This window comes from Bacteroides sp. NSJ-39 (genome assembly GCF_014287315.1).
Lineage (GTDB): Bacteria > Bacteroidota > Bacteroidia > Bacteroidales > Bacteroidaceae > Bacteroides > Bacteroides finegoldii.
In genome coordinates this window covers 49,601-68,687 of the sequence record NZ_JACOOB010000006.1, presented here as the reverse complement: position 1 = coordinate 68,687, position 19,087 = coordinate 49,601, and the positions used below count along the sequence as shown (strand labels likewise).

The window sequence follows — 19,087 nt, the reverse complement described above, 5'->3', positions numbered from 1 at the left end:
ACTCCGGCTGTCCCTGTAAGGACTTACCTATGCATCCTGTGCATAGTCGCTGTTCCAGTCGTTCTCGTCATCCCCTTTTGTACCTTCCAACTTGATGACAAAACTCTTTGCCGGGAAATAAGGAGTCAGGTGAATGTCGAGGAAAATACGGTCTTTCTGCTTCGGATCGCGCTCGAAACGAAGAATCTTGAATTTCTCAATCAAGCGTCCGGGACCCTGTATGCTATCCAAAAACTTGCTGATCTGACCACGCAAATCCCTTTCCGCCTTGCTGTTCCAGTTCTCAAAGGCACGGCGGTTGAGGAAATCCATCAGCACTTTCGTTACCCAATCGAACACACGGACTACGGAATAGGTCTGCAATCCCAAGTTGTCCCCGTTGAACAATGTCTTGGCAGAGAAAGCCATCACCTTGCCGTATTCCTTCACCATCGGAATCAGGCCAATCTTCTCGATTTCGGAAATCTCGCTTTTTTTCAGGTTGAAGGCCACCCCGTCCACCTCGCTCATGGAACCATACTTCTTACCGGCGGTAACCTGTGCCATTACCGTCTTGTACACACTGCCGGCCAATGCCGCAGAAGGAGGAATCAGCAAGTCTTCGGTTTCGCCCAGTTCCGCATAGCGTCCCCGTCCTACCAGATAGTTGCAGGTCATACATACGTTGGACTTGTACACATCGCCTCCCGAAAGATTGGAATCAAAGAACATTTCAATGACATCATCCGGTTTTTCCAGATCAGCGAAATCCGTGTAAATCATCACCTTGTTGTCATGCGCAATCTTTGCCCATTTTTCAACAACCTTGTTGGAACCCAAATATCCCGGGATAACCAGCAGGGAATAGTTGGTACGCAAGTCCAAACGGTCATAATTCGCACGAAGCTCGTTTGCAATGGCATCGATAAAGAAGGAGTTGTCCAAATCGGTAAGCTGGCTCATCGAAGCGTTTACAATGGAGATATTCTTGATCTTGTCGGAATCCGTATTCTTGTAGAAGAGCATGACCGTGCGGTAGGACTTCTCCAACTGCCTGACCTCTTCCACCGCTTTCAGCTGGTTCTGGGATAGCAGACCGGACACCGCCGCAGACTTCTTCTGGCACAGTTCCACCATCTCGCTGATGGATTTGTTGCCTTTCAACATATCGACCCACATCTCAAGCCGTTTTTCCAGCTCCTTGCGCTCAGCCGCCCGTTCGGGGTCGGAAAGGAATATGTTCCGCCGTGCCTTACGCTCCGGATTCATGTTCTGTATGCCGTCCACGGAAGATTCCAAGACATTGAAACCGCCAAACTTAGCCAGAATCTGCAATTCAGCGTTCAGATTTCTGGACTGCGCCACAGCCTGTTGCTGCTGTACGGCTGCTTCTCTTTGTGTATTCTGTTCGCTCATAACTATCATTCATTAGTGGGGTTAGACTTCTCATTGTTCTTCAAATCGTCCAAAATGGCAGAAATCGCATTGACAAACGCTCCACGTGTCTCCGGATTTTCCAGCACCCGTTGCAGCACCTTGTTGGAACGCAACGACTTCTCCATCCTGTCCGCAAACTGCTTTTCCGCATTCAGGCCGGACAAGAATGAACTCTGTTCCGTCATTTTCCTGACAGAAAAATCACCGACATTGTGGAAACGGAAATTTTCCTCTACGGGAGCACCGTCCGCATCCGCGAACTCGATATCTATTTCCGGCCGGAAATGTGCAAAGACTTCGTCAATGTTGGTCAGACCGGCAACCACTTCGGGAGCCACCGGCTCATCCTTCGTCAGCTGTTCCACCAATAAGGTTCGATTTTGTGGAATTTCCGCAATACCTTCGGAAGCGTCAATCTTCACTTCGTTTCCGCCGATTCCATAATTACCAAGATCCATACTTATTCAATTTTAAATTTAAAATATATATTAATTAAATCTCGCTCAACTGAAAAAACTTCCCCTTCTTCTGGCCTTCGCCTGCTGCATATCCGGATTGTCCACCAGTTCCTTCCAATCCTCCCCAATCCATTCGCAGAGCTGCCGTTCCAATATCCCGACATCAATCGGAGCACGAACCAGCCTTCCCGTATGAAGAGCCAGATACGCCGCATAAACGAACGTGGAACCCCGCCTGATTTCGGCAGAAAGGTAGCTGCCTCCTGCCAGGGCAAGCAAAAAATATTCGAAAGCCTGTTCCATCTTTCCATCCTCATAGCGCAGGAAACCACACATGCGATAGCCTTCCATGACATAATAAGGGTCCTTTTGCATGACGGCTTTTTTAGCCATCATGTCATACAAGGCAACCGCTTCCTCCCGTTTTTTCCCGGCTGTCAGAATGGCCGCTTTCATGGAAACAGCCATTTTCCAATAACTATATCCTGCCGTTTCACCGCCCTGCATCGCCTTTTCCGCCTCCCGGACGGTTTCGTCGCTGTATTTCATGCTATGCTTATATTCCCTGATAGCATAACATGCCTCGGATGCGATAAGCAGAGCGGAAATCCGGATATTCGTATCCTTTATTTCCTGTGCAATATCCAACAGTTTTCGGATTTCCCTGTCCAATAATTTCCAATCCTGCTTTTGTGTAGAATCCATGACAACCGTAACCTGCTGCTTGAACCGATTTTCAGGTGCAATCAGGTCGTTACCGCTATCCGACTGTGCCATCCGGTTATGCAAAGCCGCCGCCATATCGAACTGCGGGCGTATGCAAACCACTTCCCGAGACTCACCCAATCGGATACTCCTGTTCTTTTTCAAGTCAACGGTTGTCATCCGGATTCCCTGCGGAACACCTTCTTTCAGCACATTGCCGAACCATCCTGTCCGGGAATACCCCCTTTCCTGTTCCGGAGGAAAGTACAGACAGAAAAAGGCATCATCCAACCGGGAGATACATGCCTTGAAACGCAACATCTCTCTCCACAAGTTGCCCGCCGTATGCTCAACCGACACATCAGGAATGTATTCTTCCTTCAGCAACCCGTCGTGCCTCAGAGCCCTGAGAATATCATACTTCTCCTCAACCTTTTCTGAAAACCAACCCGCATATTCCTGCCAGAGCTGTTCAGTGTATTCCTCGTCATCCCCCCTGTACGGCGTATCAAAACGAAAGAATATGTCATCGAACTGCCCTACCGGAGAACGTTCTATTTCCAGAAACCTGTCCACCAAGTCCACATCGTTCTGCCCGACAATCCATACAGACAGTTTCCAGTCCCTGTTGCCGACTATGTCCGCCCAGTAATCGACCGCTTTGTAATATTCCTGTATCACAGATGCAGATGCTCCCATAGCCAACCGAATTATGAGTTAAACTTTACTATTCCTCCCGAAACCGTTACGTTTCCCTTTCCCTCTATCATCAGATTTACACCGTTGACCGTTCCGTTCTTTGCAGCAACATCGTAATCCTTTGCCGCCTCCTGTTTGATATTGGTACCGCTGCTGCTAATTATACTCTTTTCGCTGCTGAGCACCATACATTCGTTGCCGGACAGCAATGTTACACTTTTCCTGCCTTCGAGAGCAATGGTATCGGCCTGCAAGCCTATCGACTTATCATCCATTACGATGACCGATTCCGCCTCGTTGGTAAGGGTAATGCTCTTTTTCGCCATGACGGTAATGGCATCCGTGCCATTCAACATGATCAGCTGTTTTCCCGTCTGGTCGGTAATAACGATGCTTCCCGTTTCATCATCGAAAACGATGGCATTGCCGCTGCGTGTGATAATGCTCTTGACCTTGTTGTCCTTGTCCCCTCCTTTACCAGAACCGGAATGGAACACCGATCCCGTAACATAGGGGCGGTCCGGGTTGCCATGCTCGTAGCTTACCATAACCTGATCGCCGACTTCCGGAACAAATACCCATCCGCGATTCTTGGGAACCGCACCACTTACTCCCGCATTAGGAGTCTGCACCCTGATCCAATTGGTTGTCTTGCCGTTTTTCTGCCAGTCGAAAGCCACCTTCACACGTCCCTGTCCCTTGTCGTCGTTGTTTTCCTTCACCGTAGCCAGTTCCGGCAACGCCAACGGCCGCTTCACATCGGGAACAGGAATATGTACCGTACCGTCCGGCACACCGACAAAACTATTGGAGTAATGTCCGTCACGGCGTACCTCATGCTCAATCCCGACAATACGGAACTTGCCTAAAGGAGGCAGTTTCATCCTGTCAGGGAAAGAAACATCGATGATTTCACCAATCCTTATCCGGCAAGTCTTTCCTATGCCTTTGATGTTCAGAAGATTGGCACCAGACGCATTCTTTACAATCCTCATCTGTTCGTCCAGTTCCGCCTTGTCCGTTACATGGGGGTCGGCAGCCGAGGTCGTTTTTGCGGTATATGCCTTCTCAGAGCAGCTGTGTGCAATAGACTGAAGGTCGTTCATGCCATCCGGTTTGGCAGGCGTATCCGCATTATGCTGTTTGTTCTCCTGCGCTACATAATCGTATCTTGCGGATTTACCCGGTACCAGATTGGCAACCAGACGTACCTCCTCCAAATCCATGTCATAAACAATCTTCTCCGTATTGTCCCTGTCAGGCTTGCCGAAATAAACTTTCGTCCCGTCATAATAGAACCACTCCCCATAAAGAGCCGAAAGGCGATTCATAAAGTCAAAGACACTCTCGTTATACTGCGCCATGTAGGGTATGGGCGCCGCATACTTGGGATTGGAAACCAAATTGACCTTTCCATACTCCTGCGTCACCTCCTTTATTATGGTAGAGAGGGACTGATCCATCCAAGAATCGAGTGTCCTGTTGTTCTCATACAGTATCGTAGGGCTTGTTCCGTGAATGGCCACTCCGCCTGTCTCGCCCATGCTTCCAACCATTTCCACTTGAGTGATGATTCCCTCGAAGTCATAACTTTCACCCGTCTGCCTATGGACAAATGAAATGCTGGCAGTCTCCCCGATGTAGCCGATGAATTTTTCCGGGGTCTGTTGGAACGTATTGTTAGGCGACAGATAATTCACCACCACAGTGAAGGTGTGATGCCGGTTGAAACCCTGACGGAGATGCAGTGAAACGAATTTCTGTTCTTCTCCTTTCACGGTTACTTTAGTAGCCACCAAATTCAGAAAACTTGCTCCCATACTATCTTAAACTATGATTTTAAATAAATAATCCGACTGGTCGGTATGTTTTTTGGTGCCGAAATAACCGGAATTGGTATATTCCGGCACCTTAAAACTTTGATTAGGAAACAACCATTAGTTGTTTTCCGGCCAATCCTGTACAAATGTAGCCTCGTCCATCTTCACGGTCTGTGCAGAAATGGCGAACTTGATTGTCATCGGATAAGGGTTAGCCACATTCAGTGCCTCTTCGTAATCCACCACATAACCATTTTCGAACACCAATTCCTTCATTTTGGCATCTTCATCCGCTTTCTTGAAGACGATGTTTCCGTTTACGGGCTGGTACTGCTTGAACATCTTATCCAGCACAATGGTATCGGGAGTTGATTCGATTTCCACATAGATTGTGCCACCATAAATGTCAGATGCCGGACGGCCTTTGGGGTCCACATCACGATTGAACTTAACTCTCCAGGTCAGTACATCAAACTCTCTTGAGTCCGAAAACTTAAATGACGCTTTAAATGCCATATTCTCAAAGTTTTAAATTAAAAAATAAGTTGATTTTGAAATATTCGGTCAAAGGAGGCCTGCTACAGTCCTATCTTTGTCCTTCAATTTCTGCGCCCAATATATGGCATTTTCTGAAAACTACAAAGAACTTTTGATGATTTTTTCTTGTTTTTACCGAAAATATGCCCATAAGCATAAAAAAAACGCTGCCAACAATAGCCGAATTATTTTTTTTGCCTTATATTTGCAATGTTCTCCTGCGCAATTTTTAAATCTTACGATTATGGAAACAGGAGTTGGTTTCATCAATCTTGATGATTCTGTAAAAATTGCGCTTAACATAGCACTTGCAGTGGCTCGTGAAAATGCGAACGAGTGTTATACACCCTCGCATTTGTTGAAGGCTCTACTTCATAAAGATGTAGGGTTAAGAGATTTTATAATAAGTATAGGCAAGGATTTAGGCTATCTGGAGGAATGGGCGGATGTGTATATCGAACAATGCCCGAAATCCACCCAGTTGTCCGAAATCAAGCCTTCGGAACGGATTGACGCCGTTTTCCGTGCCGCAGACGATGCACGAATCCAGTTCGGGCTGTTCGACATCAATCCCATCTGTGTGTTATTGGCACTGGCAAAGCCCGGTGTCGCTTTTTCCAGCGACCAGCTCAGGTCTTTCCCCATTCTGGAAAAGGATATCCATTCCATATATATAGGTAACGGGCAGCCGGCATGTCCTTCCGCCGCCACGGAGAAGTCCTATGCCCCGACTTCCGCCTCATCCTCCTTCTTGGGCAAATACTGTGTGGATCTAACCGAAGATGCGGCCAACAAGCTGCATCCGGTCATCAACCGCGACCGTGAAAACCGTATGATCATGGAGATACTGGGAAGCCGGAGCAAGTCCAATGTCCTGATTGTCGGTGATGCCGGAGTAGGAAAGACAGCACTGGTTTACGGACTTGCCTGGGACATAGTCAACCATAAAGTACCCTCGTTTCTGGAAGAAACCCGTGTATTTGAACTGGACAACGCCTCCCTGATTGCGGGAGCCACCTACAAGGGGGAAATCGAGGACCGCCTGAAAAACATCTTGAAAGAATTGCGGAATATCGACAATGCAATCCTGTTTATTGACGAAATCCATGTATTGCTGGACAACCGACAAGGAAATACCGGTGCGGGAAATGTATTGAAATCCGAACTGTCGCACGGCGACCTGACCGTCATCGGTGCCACCACCATTGACGAATACCGCAAAATAATCGAGCCGGACCATGCTTTCAGCCGCCGTTTCGAGGTCATACAGGTAAGCGAACCGGACATAAAGTCCGCTATCCAGATGCTACACTCCGTGCAGAAACAATACGTGGACTACCATCATGTAAGAATCAGCAACGAAGCCGTAGCCGAATGTGTCCGTCTTGCCAAACGGTATATCAAAGACCGCCGTCTGCCTGATTCCGCCATCGGTCTGCTGGACATGACGCTCTCCGCCATCAAGATGGTCAATGAAACAGGAAAGAAGAATGTGGAGACCCTGCTGTCCGGGCTGGATGAAATAGAAAAGGACGAAAAGGACCTTCAGGAAAAGACCGAAGAACTGAAAACGCTGCTTTTCGTAATGCACAACAAATTAAGCCCCATCCTTTTAGGAGTCATACCCGATGAAGCGGACATTCATGAATTGCAGGAGTATGAAGAACTGACCGGCTATCTGAGAAACGCATTGAACGTCCTCCTCCAATTTGCAGAGAAGAAAATAGAGGAGGTGGGTATCTATGAGGTAGCCGCCGTTGTCGCCAGCAAGACAGGCATCCCTATCGGCAAGATACAGTCGCAGGAAAAGGAACGGCTACTCAATATGGAAGATTATCTGAGGCGACGCGTCGTCGGACAGGACCAGGCCCTGAAGACATTGACGGATGCCATCCTGGAATCCCGTAGCGGCATGAACAAGCCGGGACAGCCCATCGGCTCCTTCTTCCTGCTGGGACCCACCGGTACCGGCAAGACCGAACTTGCCAAAGCACTGGCGGAAGCCCTGTTCAATGACGAGAAATCCATGATCCGCTTTGACATGTCCGAGTTCAAGGAAGAACACTCCGCTGCCCTGCTGTACGGAGCGCCTCCGGGATATGTGGGCTATGAGGAAGGCGGCATGCTGGTCAATAAAATACGGCAACAGCCATACGCCGTTGTCCTCTTTGATGAAATAGAGAAAGCGCATCCGTCCGTATATGACATTTTCCTGCAAATCATGGACGAGGGAAAACTGCATGACCGTCTGGGCAAGGAAGGGGATTTCTCCAACTCCATCGTGCTGTTCACATCCAATGTAGGAAGCGAGTGGCTGACCAAGCAACTTGAGTCCGGCAATGTTCCGTCCACCACCCAGATCATGGAGGTGATGGGGCAACATTTCCGTCCGGAATTTCTGGCACGCCTGTCTGAAATCGTTCCGTTCTCCCCCATCCGCGAAGACATACTCCTGAAAATATTCGACATACAGTTCAACGGAGTCAGAAAACTTCTGGACAAGCAGGGTATCGGCATAACCATCACCGATGATGCCCGTAAGATGCTTGCACACAAAGGATTCACGCCCAAATACGGTGCCCGCCAAGTGGCCGGTGTGATCCGTAACTATCTGCGCAGACCGATTTCACGGCTTATCATCAACGAGGAGCTGGGCAAAGGAAAAAGTCTGGAGGTAGGTCTGGACGAACAGAATGAATTAACCTGGAATATTCACCAATAATCAAGTATCGTATGTTTGGATATACCGTATTCTTAAAGATAGGCAACCTGGCTGCCTCCTCACTGACCGACATGTACAAGGACAGCTACCAGCTCATCGGCTGCGAATTCGGATTTGCCCAAGGGATAGATATCAAAGGACAGGCACAGACCGAGGTAAAAGGCGGCACGTTTTATGTAACCTACCCTCATCTTCCCAACCGTGACATGATCCAGTGGATGCTGGATGCCCGTAAATACCAGAGCGGAGCCATCGTAGTTCATGACAACCAAGGCTCCACACTCGAAAAGATACTGTTTGAGAAAGCGACCTGTGTGGATATGGAAATCAGCTATATCCGGCAGGGCAAAAGCTATATTGCGACCAAACTGACCGTACAGGCACAGAAACTGGCATTCGGTACAGAAGAGTTTGAAAATCAGTGGGTGTTTTAAAAACAACAGCGTTATGGGAGTTTTTAATTTTCCGCAAGTGGACAGCAACGTGAATGTCATATTCAGCGTTGACGGTGACGAATATGCAGTGGAACAGTTCAAAATAGGTTTTCACCAGCCAGTAGATAACCTAAAGAACCAACCGGAAGGCGAAGTGCGAGGGGGACGAATCATGATAACCCTTTCGCAGACGGTGAAAAGCAACATCTACGGATGGGCTGTGAAACCGTGGGTGAAAAAGAACGGGGCAGTTCTGTTCAAGACCGGAACATCCGGGGTGATATTTGAGGTGGCGTTTACGAATGCGTACTGTGTCAATCTGAAACGGGTTGTCGAAGCTTTGGGGCAAGGATTGTCAACTACTTTGATTCTCTCTCCTGAGAGTGTAAGCGTGAATGGTATTGAATTTGATAATCGGTGGGTGAAATAAGAAATTATGCAATATAAAACAAATCAAGTAATATCATTTGAAGAGTATCTTTTTTTGCAAAACATGGGACTTCCTTATACCGGTTTTGTCAAAGGTATGGGATATACTTTTCCTAACTATCTACCCGTACAAATGCCTCACATAGAGAATAATAGAGTACAGTGGAATACTTGGGTAAATTATCCTGTTAGGCAACAAGTTTGGGATACATCTCCTCAAGCTGTGTTTAGGAGCATGGATTATTCTTCGGAGGATATAATCAACCAGATAAAGAAAGATAATGGTGATGGAACTATAACTTTTCAAATAGGCATGGATAAAATTACAGTTCCATCAGACCCAAGTAAATACAAGATTGGTGTTGAAATAAATGAATCATCTGATTTTTATAGTGTAAGCATAGGTATCTATAATAATGAAAATAACCAATCTTATTTTAAAACGATAACGTATGGTGAAGAAATTGTTGATAATATATGTGGACAATCTCGTGATATATCAGATATATTAATAGAACTTGGAAACTATAATACAACAACAGGACTTGTTGCTGGAGTGATTGAAACAGGCTTAAATCCTGTTGTAGAAAGAATTCATCCTTTTAGACCTATCTATTATTCTGATGGTCCTATATATAAACCTGCTTTGCCTGGATATAATGTTGGTCGCATATCTGGTGAATTTATAGAAAAAACAGCTAAATATTTACATTATTTTGGATATACTTCAGCTCTTTTTAGTGCCTATTGTACAATTCTCGATTATAACAAGGGTAATATTTCAATAGAAAAAGCTATTGTTGACGAAATTTTTAATGTTATTGGTTTGTGTTTATTGCCTGGATTTTTGATTTCTACTACATATACAGTGGTTGATATATATTATCCTAATGGATGGGGTGGTTTATTTCAAGATGTATCTAATAATTTGTATAAAATGTATATGAATCAGGTGAACGAAAGCGGAGTAATGATGGCTCCGTGGATAATGGGGAAATAGCGTATGAATTGGTATAGATATTGGTATTTTATGATTTTTTTTATCTACGATTCCTTAGGTAAAAACATGGAAGAAAATAAAACATTTTCAGTTTTATTTTTCAGTTTTGTCATATATATGATATTTAGTATATTAGGTTGTTTTATAAATGTTACATTTGTTCATGGAATTGTAAAGTATATTGCTCATCCTTTGACCCATTTTATATTTATAGGTTTCATTTATTCTTTTAATGGATTTCTTTTTTTTCCAGAAAAAAAAGCGAGAATAGGAAGAAACACTTATAGAGAGATTAGACAACAAACAAAAAATGTGTATTTTATAATTTTTACTATCTTGATTTTTTTGATATACTTTTTTTGTGCATTTTATTTTAAAGGTAAATTTATGTATATATAAAATTGTATGAAGAAGTACAAAGTAATAATTATTTATATAATTTTCGATGATAAACAAAAGAAAGCATTGGAAAGTGAATTGGAAAAATATGGACTGGAGCGATTGGGAATGCAAAACATCTTTGCCCTCCCATTAGAGGAATACCGGACAAAGGTACAGGCATTCAAAGCCTACCTGCGAGCCTATGTACGCAAGCATCTGGACAGCCAAGACACGGTACTGTTCGTTGAATCACGCATGAACGAGGAACGGACCCTGACCGCCATGCTGCAAACCAATCTGATGAGTGAAGAAGAATAAAATAGCATAAGGATATGAGTGCACAATCGTATATCAAGTTCTGGACAGCCGAACCCTCGGAGCATGAAGAAGTGCAGGCATACGACCTGCTGGGCTACGAGTATGACTTCCGGAAAGAAACCACTCCTAACGGAAAGGTAACCGGGAAGACCTACGGCGGTAAAATACGGGTAAGCATTGCCGGCTTTCCTACAGAGGAACTCTTGGAATGGATGTTCAATTCAAGAATCCTGAAGGACGGAGAGGTGATGAACACTTCCGGCCTGCCCGGTACTCCCAAAGAGATCATCCGTTTCAAGGGAGCAAAATGCCTTGATTTCAATGTGCATTCAACAACCAAAGAGAGCCGTATATCACTATTCATCCACTTCCGGGAAATGGAGACCGGCGATTCGTGTCACTTAAACTTATAATCATGAACTGGTTCACTTCATTGTTCAAAAACAAAAAATCCTCAATGCCGGATGACCGCTACGTGATGCGGCTGTCCGTCTGCCATGAGACATACAGCATTGAAGAATTCGACCTGCAATTCAAGCGGAATACAGACCGTGACGGATTGCCTGAAGGTGAAGCCTACGGCGGATTCGTCACCTGTACCCTCAGCGGGATGCCGGGTGACGAGCTGTTGAGATGGGCCGCATACAGCCACTCCCGTGAAGACGGCGAAATACGGATCTACCAGAAGGAGCAACCCGACCAACAAGCGGCATTTGCCTTGCGCTTTGTGGATGGGAACTGCATCCGTCTGCAACGCAAGGTTGACCGTATATCCAATTCCAGCAGCATCGTCCTTCTGTTTGCCGCAAGAACACTGAAGTTCATAGACGAAGAATTTGAAAACGAATGGCACTGATAAGTATGGAAACAAAGTTTTGCAAATTGCCCCTGGATTTTGAAGCCCTGCTCAGCGAGGATGTGGAAAACAGCCGTCTTGCATCCTGCTCGGAAATCGAGTCCATCGACCAGTTTATCGAACTGCTGATCAGTACGGCTCCCGGCGAACATGCCTTTGACAAGGAGTTCGGCTGTGAGATCTTTTTTCTCGACTTTGAAAGCATTGTTTCACACACCCGTTGGGAAGGACAATTCTCGGAATACATAACCAAGGCAATTACCCGGCACGAGAAGCGGCTTACAGGTGTAAATGTACGTGTCATCATTGATGATACCACCCGACAGGACAATGTATTTGACGCTCCCGCCGTAAAGAAACGTGTACAAGTATATGTATATGGAACCCTGGTACATACCGGAGAAAAACGGTGTTTCTATTATGTAATCTATTTAGGACCGATTTCAACCCGATGAAAGGATTATGAGTACAGAAAAATACAATAAAGAGCAAATCAGAAACCGTATGCTGAAATACGCTGCGGCTTTCTGGGGAATAAAAAAGGCGGAAAACTTCGACCCGGTTGTCAAGCTCCTGCTGGAAGCGTTGTCCAACGAGATATATATGCTGGGAGAGGATTTTACCGCCATCGAGACAAGGCTGCTGGAAAAGACCGCCCGAATCCTTACTCCAGACATCCTTACCTCACCCTTTCCCGCACACGGCATCGTACACGCCTATCCCATAGAACCGTGTTACCTGATAACCCGGGAATCGGGCATGTATTACGAGAGCGACTCGCTTACCCGGAAGCTATCGACCGGAAGCGTATCGTTTTATCCCGCCTGCGATACCCTGCTGCACAAAGCCGACGTGAAATATATGGTCTGCGACGACCTTCTCTACCGGATAGCCCCTACCTTGGAGAAGACCATGATTGCCCGTGCAGAGACAAGGATGCCTCCGCGTACCGTCTGGTTAGGAATGGCGGTGGATGAATCCATTTCCGACCTTGAAGACTTTTTGTTCTATCTGGATTTTCCCAACCTTACGGAAAGCTATGAATATCTGCTCCTGCTCCCCTGTACGGAATGGTCCGTAGAAGGGAAAACAGTCATGATGGAAGGGGGAATCCATGAAAAGACAACCATACAGAAAGAACCAACCCGTGCCTTTTTCCAAGACTATGACGTAATGTCCGTCATAGACAAGGAAGTCATGGATATTTACAGCAAACATTTTCTGAAGGTATCGCAGTCCTTTCCACTCGACGGTTCCTGCAGGAAAAACCTTCCGGACACCCTGCGGTCCTGTTTCAAAGAGGCCGTTCTGGAGAAGATGCAGGACAAGCTGGTATGGGTGAAGATACAGTTCCCCGCCCATTTCACAGCGGAAGTCCTTGAAGAACTTCATGCCGGCATCAATATCGTGCCTGTAGAGAACAAGACGCTTCACGAACAGACGACCACCCTTGAGGAAACTTTCAGGGTGATACCCTTGCGCACGGGCAGCTACGAATCCCTTCTGTCCGTACACAGCGTGAAGGATTCTGACGGAAAGAACTACCATGAACTCCTCTATCCCGCAAAGGATTCCACGGAAAGCTATGGAACCTACTCCATTCGCAAAGGAGGATGCGAGCGTTTCGACTCCCGTTCCGCCAAGGAGCTGCTCGGCTATCTGTCCGACCTGCTGGATGACGAGACCCATGCCTTCAATGCCGTATCAAGCATCAAGCTACAGGCACTTACCATCCAGATGGAGCAGCTGATGGCGCAAATGAAACAGACGGCAGACAACATGAACGAGTTCAGGGAAACACCTTATTACCTTATGATTGACGAACTGTCCGGCAAGGGGCAGATTACCGTCAAATACTGGACAACCAACTGTGAGGTAGGAAACCGGATACAGGCAGGCGTAAACCTGTCCCCCAATGCCACCACTTACCTGGACCCGAAGACACTGGCTCTGGTCAGTACCACCTACGGCGGGAAACAAGCCCCCCAAAACAGAGAACGGATTGACATCTACAAATACGCCTTCATTTCGCACGGCCGTGTCCTGACACAGAACGACATAGCCAGCTTCTGCAAAAAAGAACTCGGCGAACTGCTGGTGCGGACAGAAATCCGGAACGGGGTGGAAATCAGCCCGATGCCGCACGAAGGACTGATCCGAACCAAAGAAGTCCATCTGATTCTTGGAACGAAACTGGATGAGCCTTCGCAGGAAAAACAGATAAAAGACAACCTGCGTACCAAACTCTCGGCCTGTTCGCCGGACACATTCAATTACCGGATATTCATAGAATACAATAAAGCATAAATACCATACTTATGAACCCAGTTACCCAACATCTCATTTCATCGTACCTGCTGATGCCGCTGCTGACCGTGATTTTCGGAATCGCAGCCTATTTTATCGCACGCAAGAACAAGCTGCTCAACAACAAAAAACTGATTGCGTATCTGCTGCTGTGCGGCATAATCCTTGCCCTGCCCGGCCTGTCCGGATTCATGGACTATAATTTCATGCCCTATGCCTATATCCTGCTGGTCATCCTGTACTGGACTGCCGGATATTACAACCGGCTCATCCTTCGCAAAGTGTTCGCATCAAGCAAGGAAATGCCTTCTTTCGGCATCCAATGCCTGCTGACGGTTACGGTCATGCTTCTGGGGGCCGGACTTTTTTCCGTAGTGTTCAACCTCTGCAACGAACTCCAGTACGGCATCTGGGCCTCCACCTGCCTGCTGCCCTTTGCATTTCCACTCCTGTATTCCCAAACGGTGAACAGCTATTTCGACATACCCATTGAAATTTATAAAGTATGGAAATATTCGGAGGAATATGACTCGGATACCTTGTACATCAACCGTGAACGGAGCATCGTAATGGATGTGGACATATTCCGCAGGGTGGATGACCCCGCATCGGAACGCATAACCGGCAAGGCATCCGAGGATGTCATCTTCGGGCAGTGGTTCCAGCGCATGATTGACGACTGCAACCTCAAATCACCGTCTTCGCCCATCGTATATAAGAATGAAGGAGGAGCCTATTACGAATGGGTATTCTATACCAAACCGTCCTTTTTCAAGAGACGGCGCTATATAGACCCCGACGTTACACTTGCCGGCAACAAGCTGAAAAGACACGATGTAATCATAGCCAAGCGTGTGGCAAACGAACTTATAAAGTATAACGAATATTAAATAGAAACATTATGATAGGAAAACAGAGCCAAAAGAAAAAATATCCGCTGGTAAACTGGGCGGACGGAATGCCTGTCAACAAAGGGCATTTCACCCAACAGGAAGACCACTTTACGGACCGGTTGTGCGAATACCAGTCATTTCATCTGAACCGCAATACCTACGGACTCCTGCCATTCAAGAAAGGAGAACCGGTTTCCGGCGATTTCAGCATTACGGAACTCGTTACAGGCACCTTGGAAGTCCGTCTGAAACGTTGTCACGCCCTTACTTCCGGAGGTTACCTGATAGATTATGATGCCGGTGAGGATGACGAACTCACCGCCAGTTTCCATATCCCTGCAGAAGAGGAAGAAGAAAAGGACAAGCGGTGGGATGTCATACTGATGGCAGACCCTTTCGAGCATCTTCCTTCGGGCATTCCGAACGAGAAGGAAATCAGTCCACGCCAGCCCAATGCCTTACCCAAATATGCGTTGAGCGTGCTGCCGAGCGGACAGACCGACGGAAGCGAGCTGGGAAGACACTTTCTGCTGATCGGCCGCCTGCGCAAGAACGGAAACCGCTGTGAAGTGGACGGAAACTTCATCCCGCCATGCACAAGCATGTCCAGCCATCCGGACCTGAAAGGCTACTATACCAAATTCGGGCAACTTGTGGATTCCATAGAAAAAGCTTCGTTTGACATCCTTGCCAAAGTGGAGAATGCAGAAAAACAGACCAGCCTGGCCACCAACATCGGTATGCTGTGCCGCCATGTCATGCTGTTCATATCCGATATCTACTTCTCCTTCCGCAACGAGGGGCAATACTATTCACCGCTACACTTCCTGAATGTATTCTCCACATTGGCTCACCGCCTGTATGTATGCCTGAGTTTCATGGACAAGGAAGACAAGGAGGACCTGCTGAAATACTTCAACGAATGGAACGGCATCACTCCCGGTGCCTACGAAGGCCTGCTGAGGGAAAACTGCGGGCTGCTGTACAACCACCACAATATCCGCCAACTGATGGTTACGGCGGAACGTTTCCTATACCTGTTCAACGACCTGTGGACAACCCTCAGCCGTCTGGAATATATCGGCAAGCACAAGGAAAACATCGTTGTCGCCGAACGCTCCAGACAACCGAAAGAATCGAGCGAGTCACGCTGGAACATACTGGACTAATCCCCTATAAGCGAACGGACATGACGGAAGAACAAGATAAAATAGTACGGTTTGACGAACATTCCCATTCATTCAACCTGCCGGATACCGACTTCAAGGCGGAAGTGGTGGCCAGCGGACTGAAAGAGGCCGGGTATGATGCAGAGCGTACCCTCATATTCAGACGGGGAGACATCCGGCGCGGATTCTCGAAAGACATCCATGACATCCACCCGGAATATTCCCATTATGACCTGACGGATTACCTGTATCTTTATGTGAACAGGAGAAGCCTTTATGACGAGCTGCCCGAAGGCATATTCCACAAGAACCTTTACCAGTCCGAGAAAATATCGAAGGAACAGGTGCTGGACGAAATCCGCATCCACCGTGAAGAGGAATTTTTCGCCCGCCGTTTCTTCAAGCCTTTCGAAATCTCCCTGGACCATATGCTGGTAGCCTTCCAGAACAAGGAACGCCGCATTGACGAGATGAACATACATCCGGATTTCGTAAGCATCTTTTCCGGTCAATGGCCCGTACTGGAATTGCTGCCGACCCATCTGGCGGTCATGCTTGTCCATATGCTGGCCTATATGGAACAGATTACAGCGAGCCTCTCCAAAACCGGCGAGTGCATGACCATTCTGACCGGTGTGCCCGTACATATCAAGAGAGGAGACAAATGCGTAGTGGAAGTGGATTCCTGCCTTATTCCCAAATTAGGAAGCTGCATTCTGGGAGACGACATGGTTCTGGGAAACAGTTTTGCCGACGGCACCTACCAGATGCTGGTGGAAATCGGTCCCCTGTCCGCCCGACGGATGGAGAGCTTCTTTCCCGACGCCGCCGACAGTAAAATACTGAATGCGCTGACAGAACTGTTCCTCCCCTCGGACAAGGAGATACAAATCCGCTACATCATCCAGCAGGAAGATGCCCGGTTCTGGCTGGGAACCCCAACCGAACAAGGCGCCTATCTGGGTATCAGCACCTATTTATGAATATAAAACATCATCCTATATGAAACCGAAAAACAACACAGAAGTAAGGAAAGCCTATCTGAGATTCGCGGGCTATCTGACATGCTGCACAATCCTTGCGGTAAGCATCTTTGCCTGTTTCCTGAAAACCTCCGGCATAGAAGTAAAGCGAATCACGGAGCAGGCACTGGAATATGACCATATCTATGCCAAAGAGCTGTCCCTGTCGAACAGCATGGACTCCATCTACCAGTACATGAAACTGATGAACACTTCACCGCAAATAAACGACAAGCTCCTGCAAAGCGTAGTCAGTGCGCGCAAGATGAACCTGCTCAAATATGTCCAAGGCATGGATACCAAAGATTGCAGGCTTTACAGGCAGCTGCTGGAAAACCTCAACATCTTCCTCGGGGTAAAAGACTCCATCCGTCTGCTGAATATCCAGGAAGAGATGGTGAAGAAAGACCTGATGCAGTGCATCCAAGACAACTGGAAAACAAGGCGTAACCTGAATGTGGGTTCCGGCGGCAACAAACAATAAAACGGAAAGCCATGGACAACAACAGAAAGACAATGAACAAACGGGAAATATTCATGGGACATGCCTATGTATTCCTGTTCTTTTTCCTGACAACCGTAGCGTGTTGTCTGGTAATCTTCATGTGGAACTCAGATTTCAAGATGTTTGAGCAGAAAGAGTTCGTAAAGATCAAGATGAACCGCATCAAGGATTTCCAGCAGGAACAAGCGGAAAGCCAGTTGCCGGTGGACTCCCTGTTCCGTAAAATAGAAACATTTGAACCGGGCGTTTACGCCCAGTATGAAGAAGACGACATCCATTATCTGATAAACAACCTGCGGAACACATACGAAAGGAACAGCTGGGACAAGCGATACAAGCTGTTCATGCACATTGCCGACTTTTATGCCATGTGGCTGTCCGACAGGAAACAGCTATGGAGTATCGGACAAAACATAAGTCTGTTCAAAGCCAATCTGGAGGAGTGCGAGATAGGCTTGCAGAAAAAGGAGGAAGACTTGCGCTCAGGAACTAAAAACAAATGACATGGGAAAAATTTATACCAGAAAGATTCTGTTCGTAATCGCAGCCATGCTGCTGTGCATCCTTGTCGCCATACTGATCCGGCTGTTCTTTTCCAGCCGCACCGTGCGTATGACACTGACCCCCATAGAGGTGGAAACCGGAGAAACGGTCCATTATGCAGACAGCACCCGCAACGCACGCTCCTGGCTTTGGGAATTCGGCAACGGGGACATATCACACGAACGGAGCGGAGAATACGTGTTCAAGAAACCGGGACGCTACCAAGTGCGCCTTCAAGTGGACGGAGGACTGGAAAGGAAACAGATCATCACAGTACACAGGAGCCGGGATGATTACGGGAGCGACGAGCTTGTCAGGATGAAAGCACCGGCAACCGCCTTTCAAGGAGAAATCGTATCTTTCAAAGGATACGGTCCGTCGAAAGAATGGCGCTGGCAGTTCGGAGAATCCGGAATTGTCGATTCGCGGGAGCAGAACCCACTCTACGCCTATACAGAACCCGGCATATACGAGGTTCTGCTGACTACGGAGAATACCCAATATCCGGTCCGGCACACCATTGAAATCCTTCCCCAATATACGGAGAACGACTCGACAGACGTGCTTGTCATCATCGGCAATGACATCCGTGAACACTTGCAAGCCATCGTGGACGGCAAGCCGTTCAATACCCATTACAATTATATCCTGAAGAAATACCTTTGCGGAAATCCAGACATAGCGGTAACCGTCAACAACAGCAAGAAGAATGATTTCTATTCCTATTGCCAAGGACTGAAAATCATAGCACGCAGGAAAACCCTTATAGACGAGGTGTTCGTCGATATGGGAGACAACCTGAGCAACGAATGTGTGATGCAGCTGATGGTAACACAGCACGAACGCTTTTCCGAACAAAAAAACAAATGAGGC

Annotated in this window: 20 protein-coding genes; 15 read left to right on the top strand and 5 right to left on the bottom strand. The window is 47.2% G+C overall.

Annotated elements, in window-relative coordinates; genetic code table 11:
• Positions 1-27: 27 nt before the first annotated feature.
• From H8S63_RS08815 to tssD (H8S63_RS08795), 5 genes are all read right to left on the bottom strand, one after another.
• Positions 28-1,404: a DUF5458 family protein gene (locus tag H8S63_RS08815; protein ID WP_004288713.1), complete on the bottom strand. Its 1,377-nt coding sequence runs from the start codon at positions 1,402-1,404 to the stop codon at positions 28-30.
• The gene (locus H8S63_RS08810; RefSeq protein WP_005802596.1) at positions 1,401-1,874 is read right to left on the bottom strand and encodes a hypothetical protein; all 474 of its coding nucleotides are present in this window, start codon (positions 1,872-1,874) and stop codon (positions 1,401-1,403) included. The genes H8S63_RS08815 and H8S63_RS08810 overlap by 4 nt, the downstream gene beginning before the upstream one ends.
• A gap of 45 nt (positions 1,875-1,919) precedes the next feature.
• Positions 1,920-3,278, bottom strand: coding sequence for a hypothetical protein (locus H8S63_RS08805; RefSeq protein WP_186926527.1), 1,359 nt, complete (start codon positions 3,276-3,278; stop codon positions 1,920-1,922).
• A gap of 11 nt (positions 3,279-3,289) precedes the next feature.
• Positions 3,290-5,098, bottom strand: a complete 1,809-nt coding sequence (locus H8S63_RS08800) for a type VI secretion system Vgr family protein (protein ID WP_186926525.1) — start codon at positions 5,096-5,098, stop codon at positions 3,290-3,292.
• A gap of 117 nt (positions 5,099-5,215) precedes the next feature.
• Entirely contained in the window at positions 5,216-5,614 is a 399-nt protein-coding gene (gene tssD / locus H8S63_RS08795) for a type VI secretion system tube protein TssD (protein WP_004288717.1), read from the bottom strand.
• A gap of 265 nt (positions 5,615-5,879) precedes the next feature.
• On the opposite strand from tssD (H8S63_RS08795), the gene H8S63_RS08790 reads away from it, so the two are divergent.
• The 15 genes from H8S63_RS08790 to H8S63_RS08720 all read left to right on the top strand — a co-directional run bounded on the left by H8S63_RS08790 (position 5,880) and on the right by H8S63_RS08720 (position 19,084).
• Positions 5,880-8,357, top strand: coding sequence for an ATP-dependent Clp protease ATP-binding subunit (locus H8S63_RS08790; RefSeq protein ID WP_172775646.1), 2,478 nt, complete (start codon positions 5,880-5,882; stop codon positions 8,355-8,357).
• 11 nt (positions 8,358-8,368) lie between these two features.
• The gene (gene tssD / locus H8S63_RS08785; RefSeq protein WP_005858603.1) at positions 8,369-8,791 is read left to right on the top strand and encodes a type VI secretion system tube protein TssD; all 423 of its coding nucleotides are present in this window, start codon (positions 8,369-8,371) and stop codon (positions 8,789-8,791) included.
• 13 nt (positions 8,792-8,804) lie between these two features.
• Positions 8,805-9,221: a type VI secretion system tube protein TssD gene (gene tssD / locus H8S63_RS08780; protein WP_172775645.1), complete on the top strand. Its 417-nt coding sequence runs from the start codon at positions 8,805-8,807 to the stop codon at positions 9,219-9,221.
• Between the two features lie 6 nt (positions 9,222-9,227).
• Positions 9,228-10,220, top strand: a complete 993-nt coding sequence (locus H8S63_RS08775) for a hypothetical protein (protein ID WP_186926523.1) — start codon at positions 9,228-9,230, stop codon at positions 10,218-10,220.
• A gap of 405 nt (positions 10,221-10,625) precedes the next feature.
• Positions 10,626-10,919, top strand: coding sequence for a hypothetical protein (locus tag H8S63_RS08770; protein WP_186926520.1), 294 nt, complete (start codon positions 10,626-10,628; stop codon positions 10,917-10,919).
• A gap of 14 nt (positions 10,920-10,933) precedes the next feature.
• Positions 10,934-11,332 carry a type VI secretion system tube protein TssD gene (tssD, locus tag H8S63_RS08765; RefSeq protein WP_008777998.1) on the top strand — a complete coding sequence of 133 codons (399 nt, stop codon included), beginning with the start codon at positions 10,934-10,936 and terminating at the stop codon, positions 11,330-11,332.
• Between the two features lie 2 nt (positions 11,333-11,334).
• Positions 11,335-11,775 carry a type VI secretion system tube protein TssD gene (tssD, locus tag H8S63_RS08760; protein ID WP_181986434.1) on the top strand — a complete coding sequence of 147 codons (441 nt, stop codon included), beginning with the start codon at positions 11,335-11,337 and terminating at the stop codon, positions 11,773-11,775.
• The gene (locus tag H8S63_RS08755; RefSeq protein WP_186926518.1) at positions 11,766-12,230 is read left to right on the top strand and encodes a GPW/gp25 family protein; all 465 of its coding nucleotides are present in this window, start codon (positions 11,766-11,768) and stop codon (positions 12,228-12,230) included. Before tssD (H8S63_RS08760) ends, H8S63_RS08755 begins: the two co-directional genes overlap by 10 nt.
• A gap of 7 nt (positions 12,231-12,237) precedes the next feature.
• Positions 12,238-14,082 carry a type VI secretion system baseplate subunit TssF gene (locus H8S63_RS08750; protein WP_186926517.1) on the top strand — a complete coding sequence of 615 codons (1,845 nt, stop codon included), beginning with the start codon at positions 12,238-12,240 and terminating at the stop codon, positions 14,080-14,082.
• A gap of 11 nt (positions 14,083-14,093) precedes the next feature.
• Positions 14,094-14,972, top strand: coding sequence for a TssN family type VI secretion system protein (locus H8S63_RS08745; RefSeq protein ID WP_005858621.1), 879 nt, complete (start codon positions 14,094-14,096; stop codon positions 14,970-14,972).
• Positions 14,973-14,983: 11 nt separating this feature from the next.
• Positions 14,984-16,144 (top strand): hypothetical protein, encoded by a 1,161-nt coding sequence (locus tag H8S63_RS08740; protein ID WP_120010939.1) that lies wholly within the window; start codon positions 14,984-14,986, stop codon positions 16,142-16,144.
• Between the two features lie 20 nt (positions 16,145-16,164).
• Positions 16,165-17,127: a type VI secretion system baseplate subunit TssG gene (locus H8S63_RS08735; protein WP_186926515.1), complete on the top strand. Its 963-nt coding sequence runs from the start codon at positions 16,165-16,167 to the stop codon at positions 17,125-17,127.
• Between the two features lie 19 nt (positions 17,128-17,146).
• Positions 17,147-17,650 carry a type VI secretion system TssO gene (locus H8S63_RS08730; protein ID WP_186926513.1) on the top strand — a complete coding sequence of 168 codons (504 nt, stop codon included), beginning with the start codon at positions 17,147-17,149 and terminating at the stop codon, positions 17,648-17,650.
• A gap of 11 nt (positions 17,651-17,661) precedes the next feature.
• Entirely contained in the window at positions 17,662-18,174 is a 513-nt protein-coding gene (locus H8S63_RS08725) for a type VI secretion system transmembrane protein TssO (protein WP_004288732.1), read from the top strand.
• A gap of 1 nt (position 18,175) precedes the next feature.
• Positions 18,176-19,084, top strand: coding sequence for a PKD domain-containing protein (locus H8S63_RS08720; protein WP_005858625.1), 909 nt, complete (start codon positions 18,176-18,178; stop codon positions 19,082-19,084).
• Positions 19,085-19,087: the final 3 nt, after the last annotated feature.

Bases quoted from the DNA above. Each gene is read 5' to 3' on its own strand.
- H8S63_RS08725 (WP_004288732.1), top strand. From the start codon at position 17,662: ATGGACAACAACAGAAAGACAATGAACAAACGGGAAATATTCATGGGA.
- H8S63_RS08790 (WP_172775646.1), top strand. From the start codon at position 5,880: ATGGAAACAGGAGTTGGTTTCATCAATCTTGATGATTCTGTAAAAATT.
- H8S63_RS08775 (WP_186926523.1), top strand. From the start codon at position 9,228: ATGCAATATAAAACAAATCAAGTAATATCATTTGAAGAGTATCTTTTT.
- H8S63_RS08755 (WP_186926518.1), top strand. From the start codon at position 11,766: ATGGCACTGATAAGTATGGAAACAAAGTTTTGCAAATTGCCCCTGGAT.
- H8S63_RS08745 (WP_005858621.1), top strand. From the start codon at position 14,094: ATGAACCCAGTTACCCAACATCTCATTTCATCGTACCTGCTGATGCCG.
- H8S63_RS08720 (WP_005858625.1), top strand. From the start codon at position 18,176: ATGGGAAAAATTTATACCAGAAAGATTCTGTTCGTAATCGCAGCCATG.
- tssD (WP_004288717.1), bottom strand. From the start codon at position 5,614: ATGGCATTTAAAGCGTCATTTAAGTTTTCGGACTCAAGAGAGTTTGAT.
- tssD (WP_181986434.1), top strand. From the start codon at position 11,335: ATGAACTGGTTCACTTCATTGTTCAAAAACAAAAAATCCTCAATGCCG.
- H8S63_RS08770 (WP_186926520.1), top strand. From the start codon at position 10,626: ATGAAGAAGTACAAAGTAATAATTATTTATATAATTTTCGATGATAAA.
- tssD (WP_008777998.1), top strand. From the start codon at position 10,934: ATGAGTGCACAATCGTATATCAAGTTCTGGACAGCCGAACCCTCGGAG.
- H8S63_RS08810 (WP_005802596.1), bottom strand. From the start codon at position 1,874: ATGGATCTTGGTAATTATGGAATCGGCGGAAACGAAGTGAAGATTGAC.
- H8S63_RS08735 (WP_186926515.1), top strand. From the start codon at position 16,165: ATGACGGAAGAACAAGATAAAATAGTACGGTTTGACGAACATTCCCAT.
- H8S63_RS08815 (WP_004288713.1), bottom strand. From the start codon at position 1,404: ATGATAGTTATGAGCGAACAGAATACACAAAGAGAAGCAGCCGTACAG.
- H8S63_RS08740 (WP_120010939.1), top strand. From the start codon at position 14,984: ATGATAGGAAAACAGAGCCAAAAGAAAAAATATCCGCTGGTAAACTGG.
- H8S63_RS08800 (WP_186926525.1), bottom strand. From the start codon at position 5,098: ATGGGAGCAAGTTTTCTGAATTTGGTGGCTACTAAAGTAACCGTGAAA.
- H8S63_RS08750 (WP_186926517.1), top strand. From the start codon at position 12,238: ATGAGTACAGAAAAATACAATAAAGAGCAAATCAGAAACCGTATGCTG.
- tssD (WP_172775645.1), top strand. From the start codon at position 8,805: ATGGGAGTTTTTAATTTTCCGCAAGTGGACAGCAACGTGAATGTCATA.
- H8S63_RS08730 (WP_186926513.1), top strand. From the start codon at position 17,147: ATGAAACCGAAAAACAACACAGAAGTAAGGAAAGCCTATCTGAGATTC.
- tssD (WP_005858603.1), top strand. From the start codon at position 8,369: ATGTTTGGATATACCGTATTCTTAAAGATAGGCAACCTGGCTGCCTCC.
- H8S63_RS08805 (WP_186926527.1), bottom strand. From the start codon at position 3,278: ATGGGAGCATCTGCATCTGTGATACAGGAATATTACAAAGCGGTCGAT.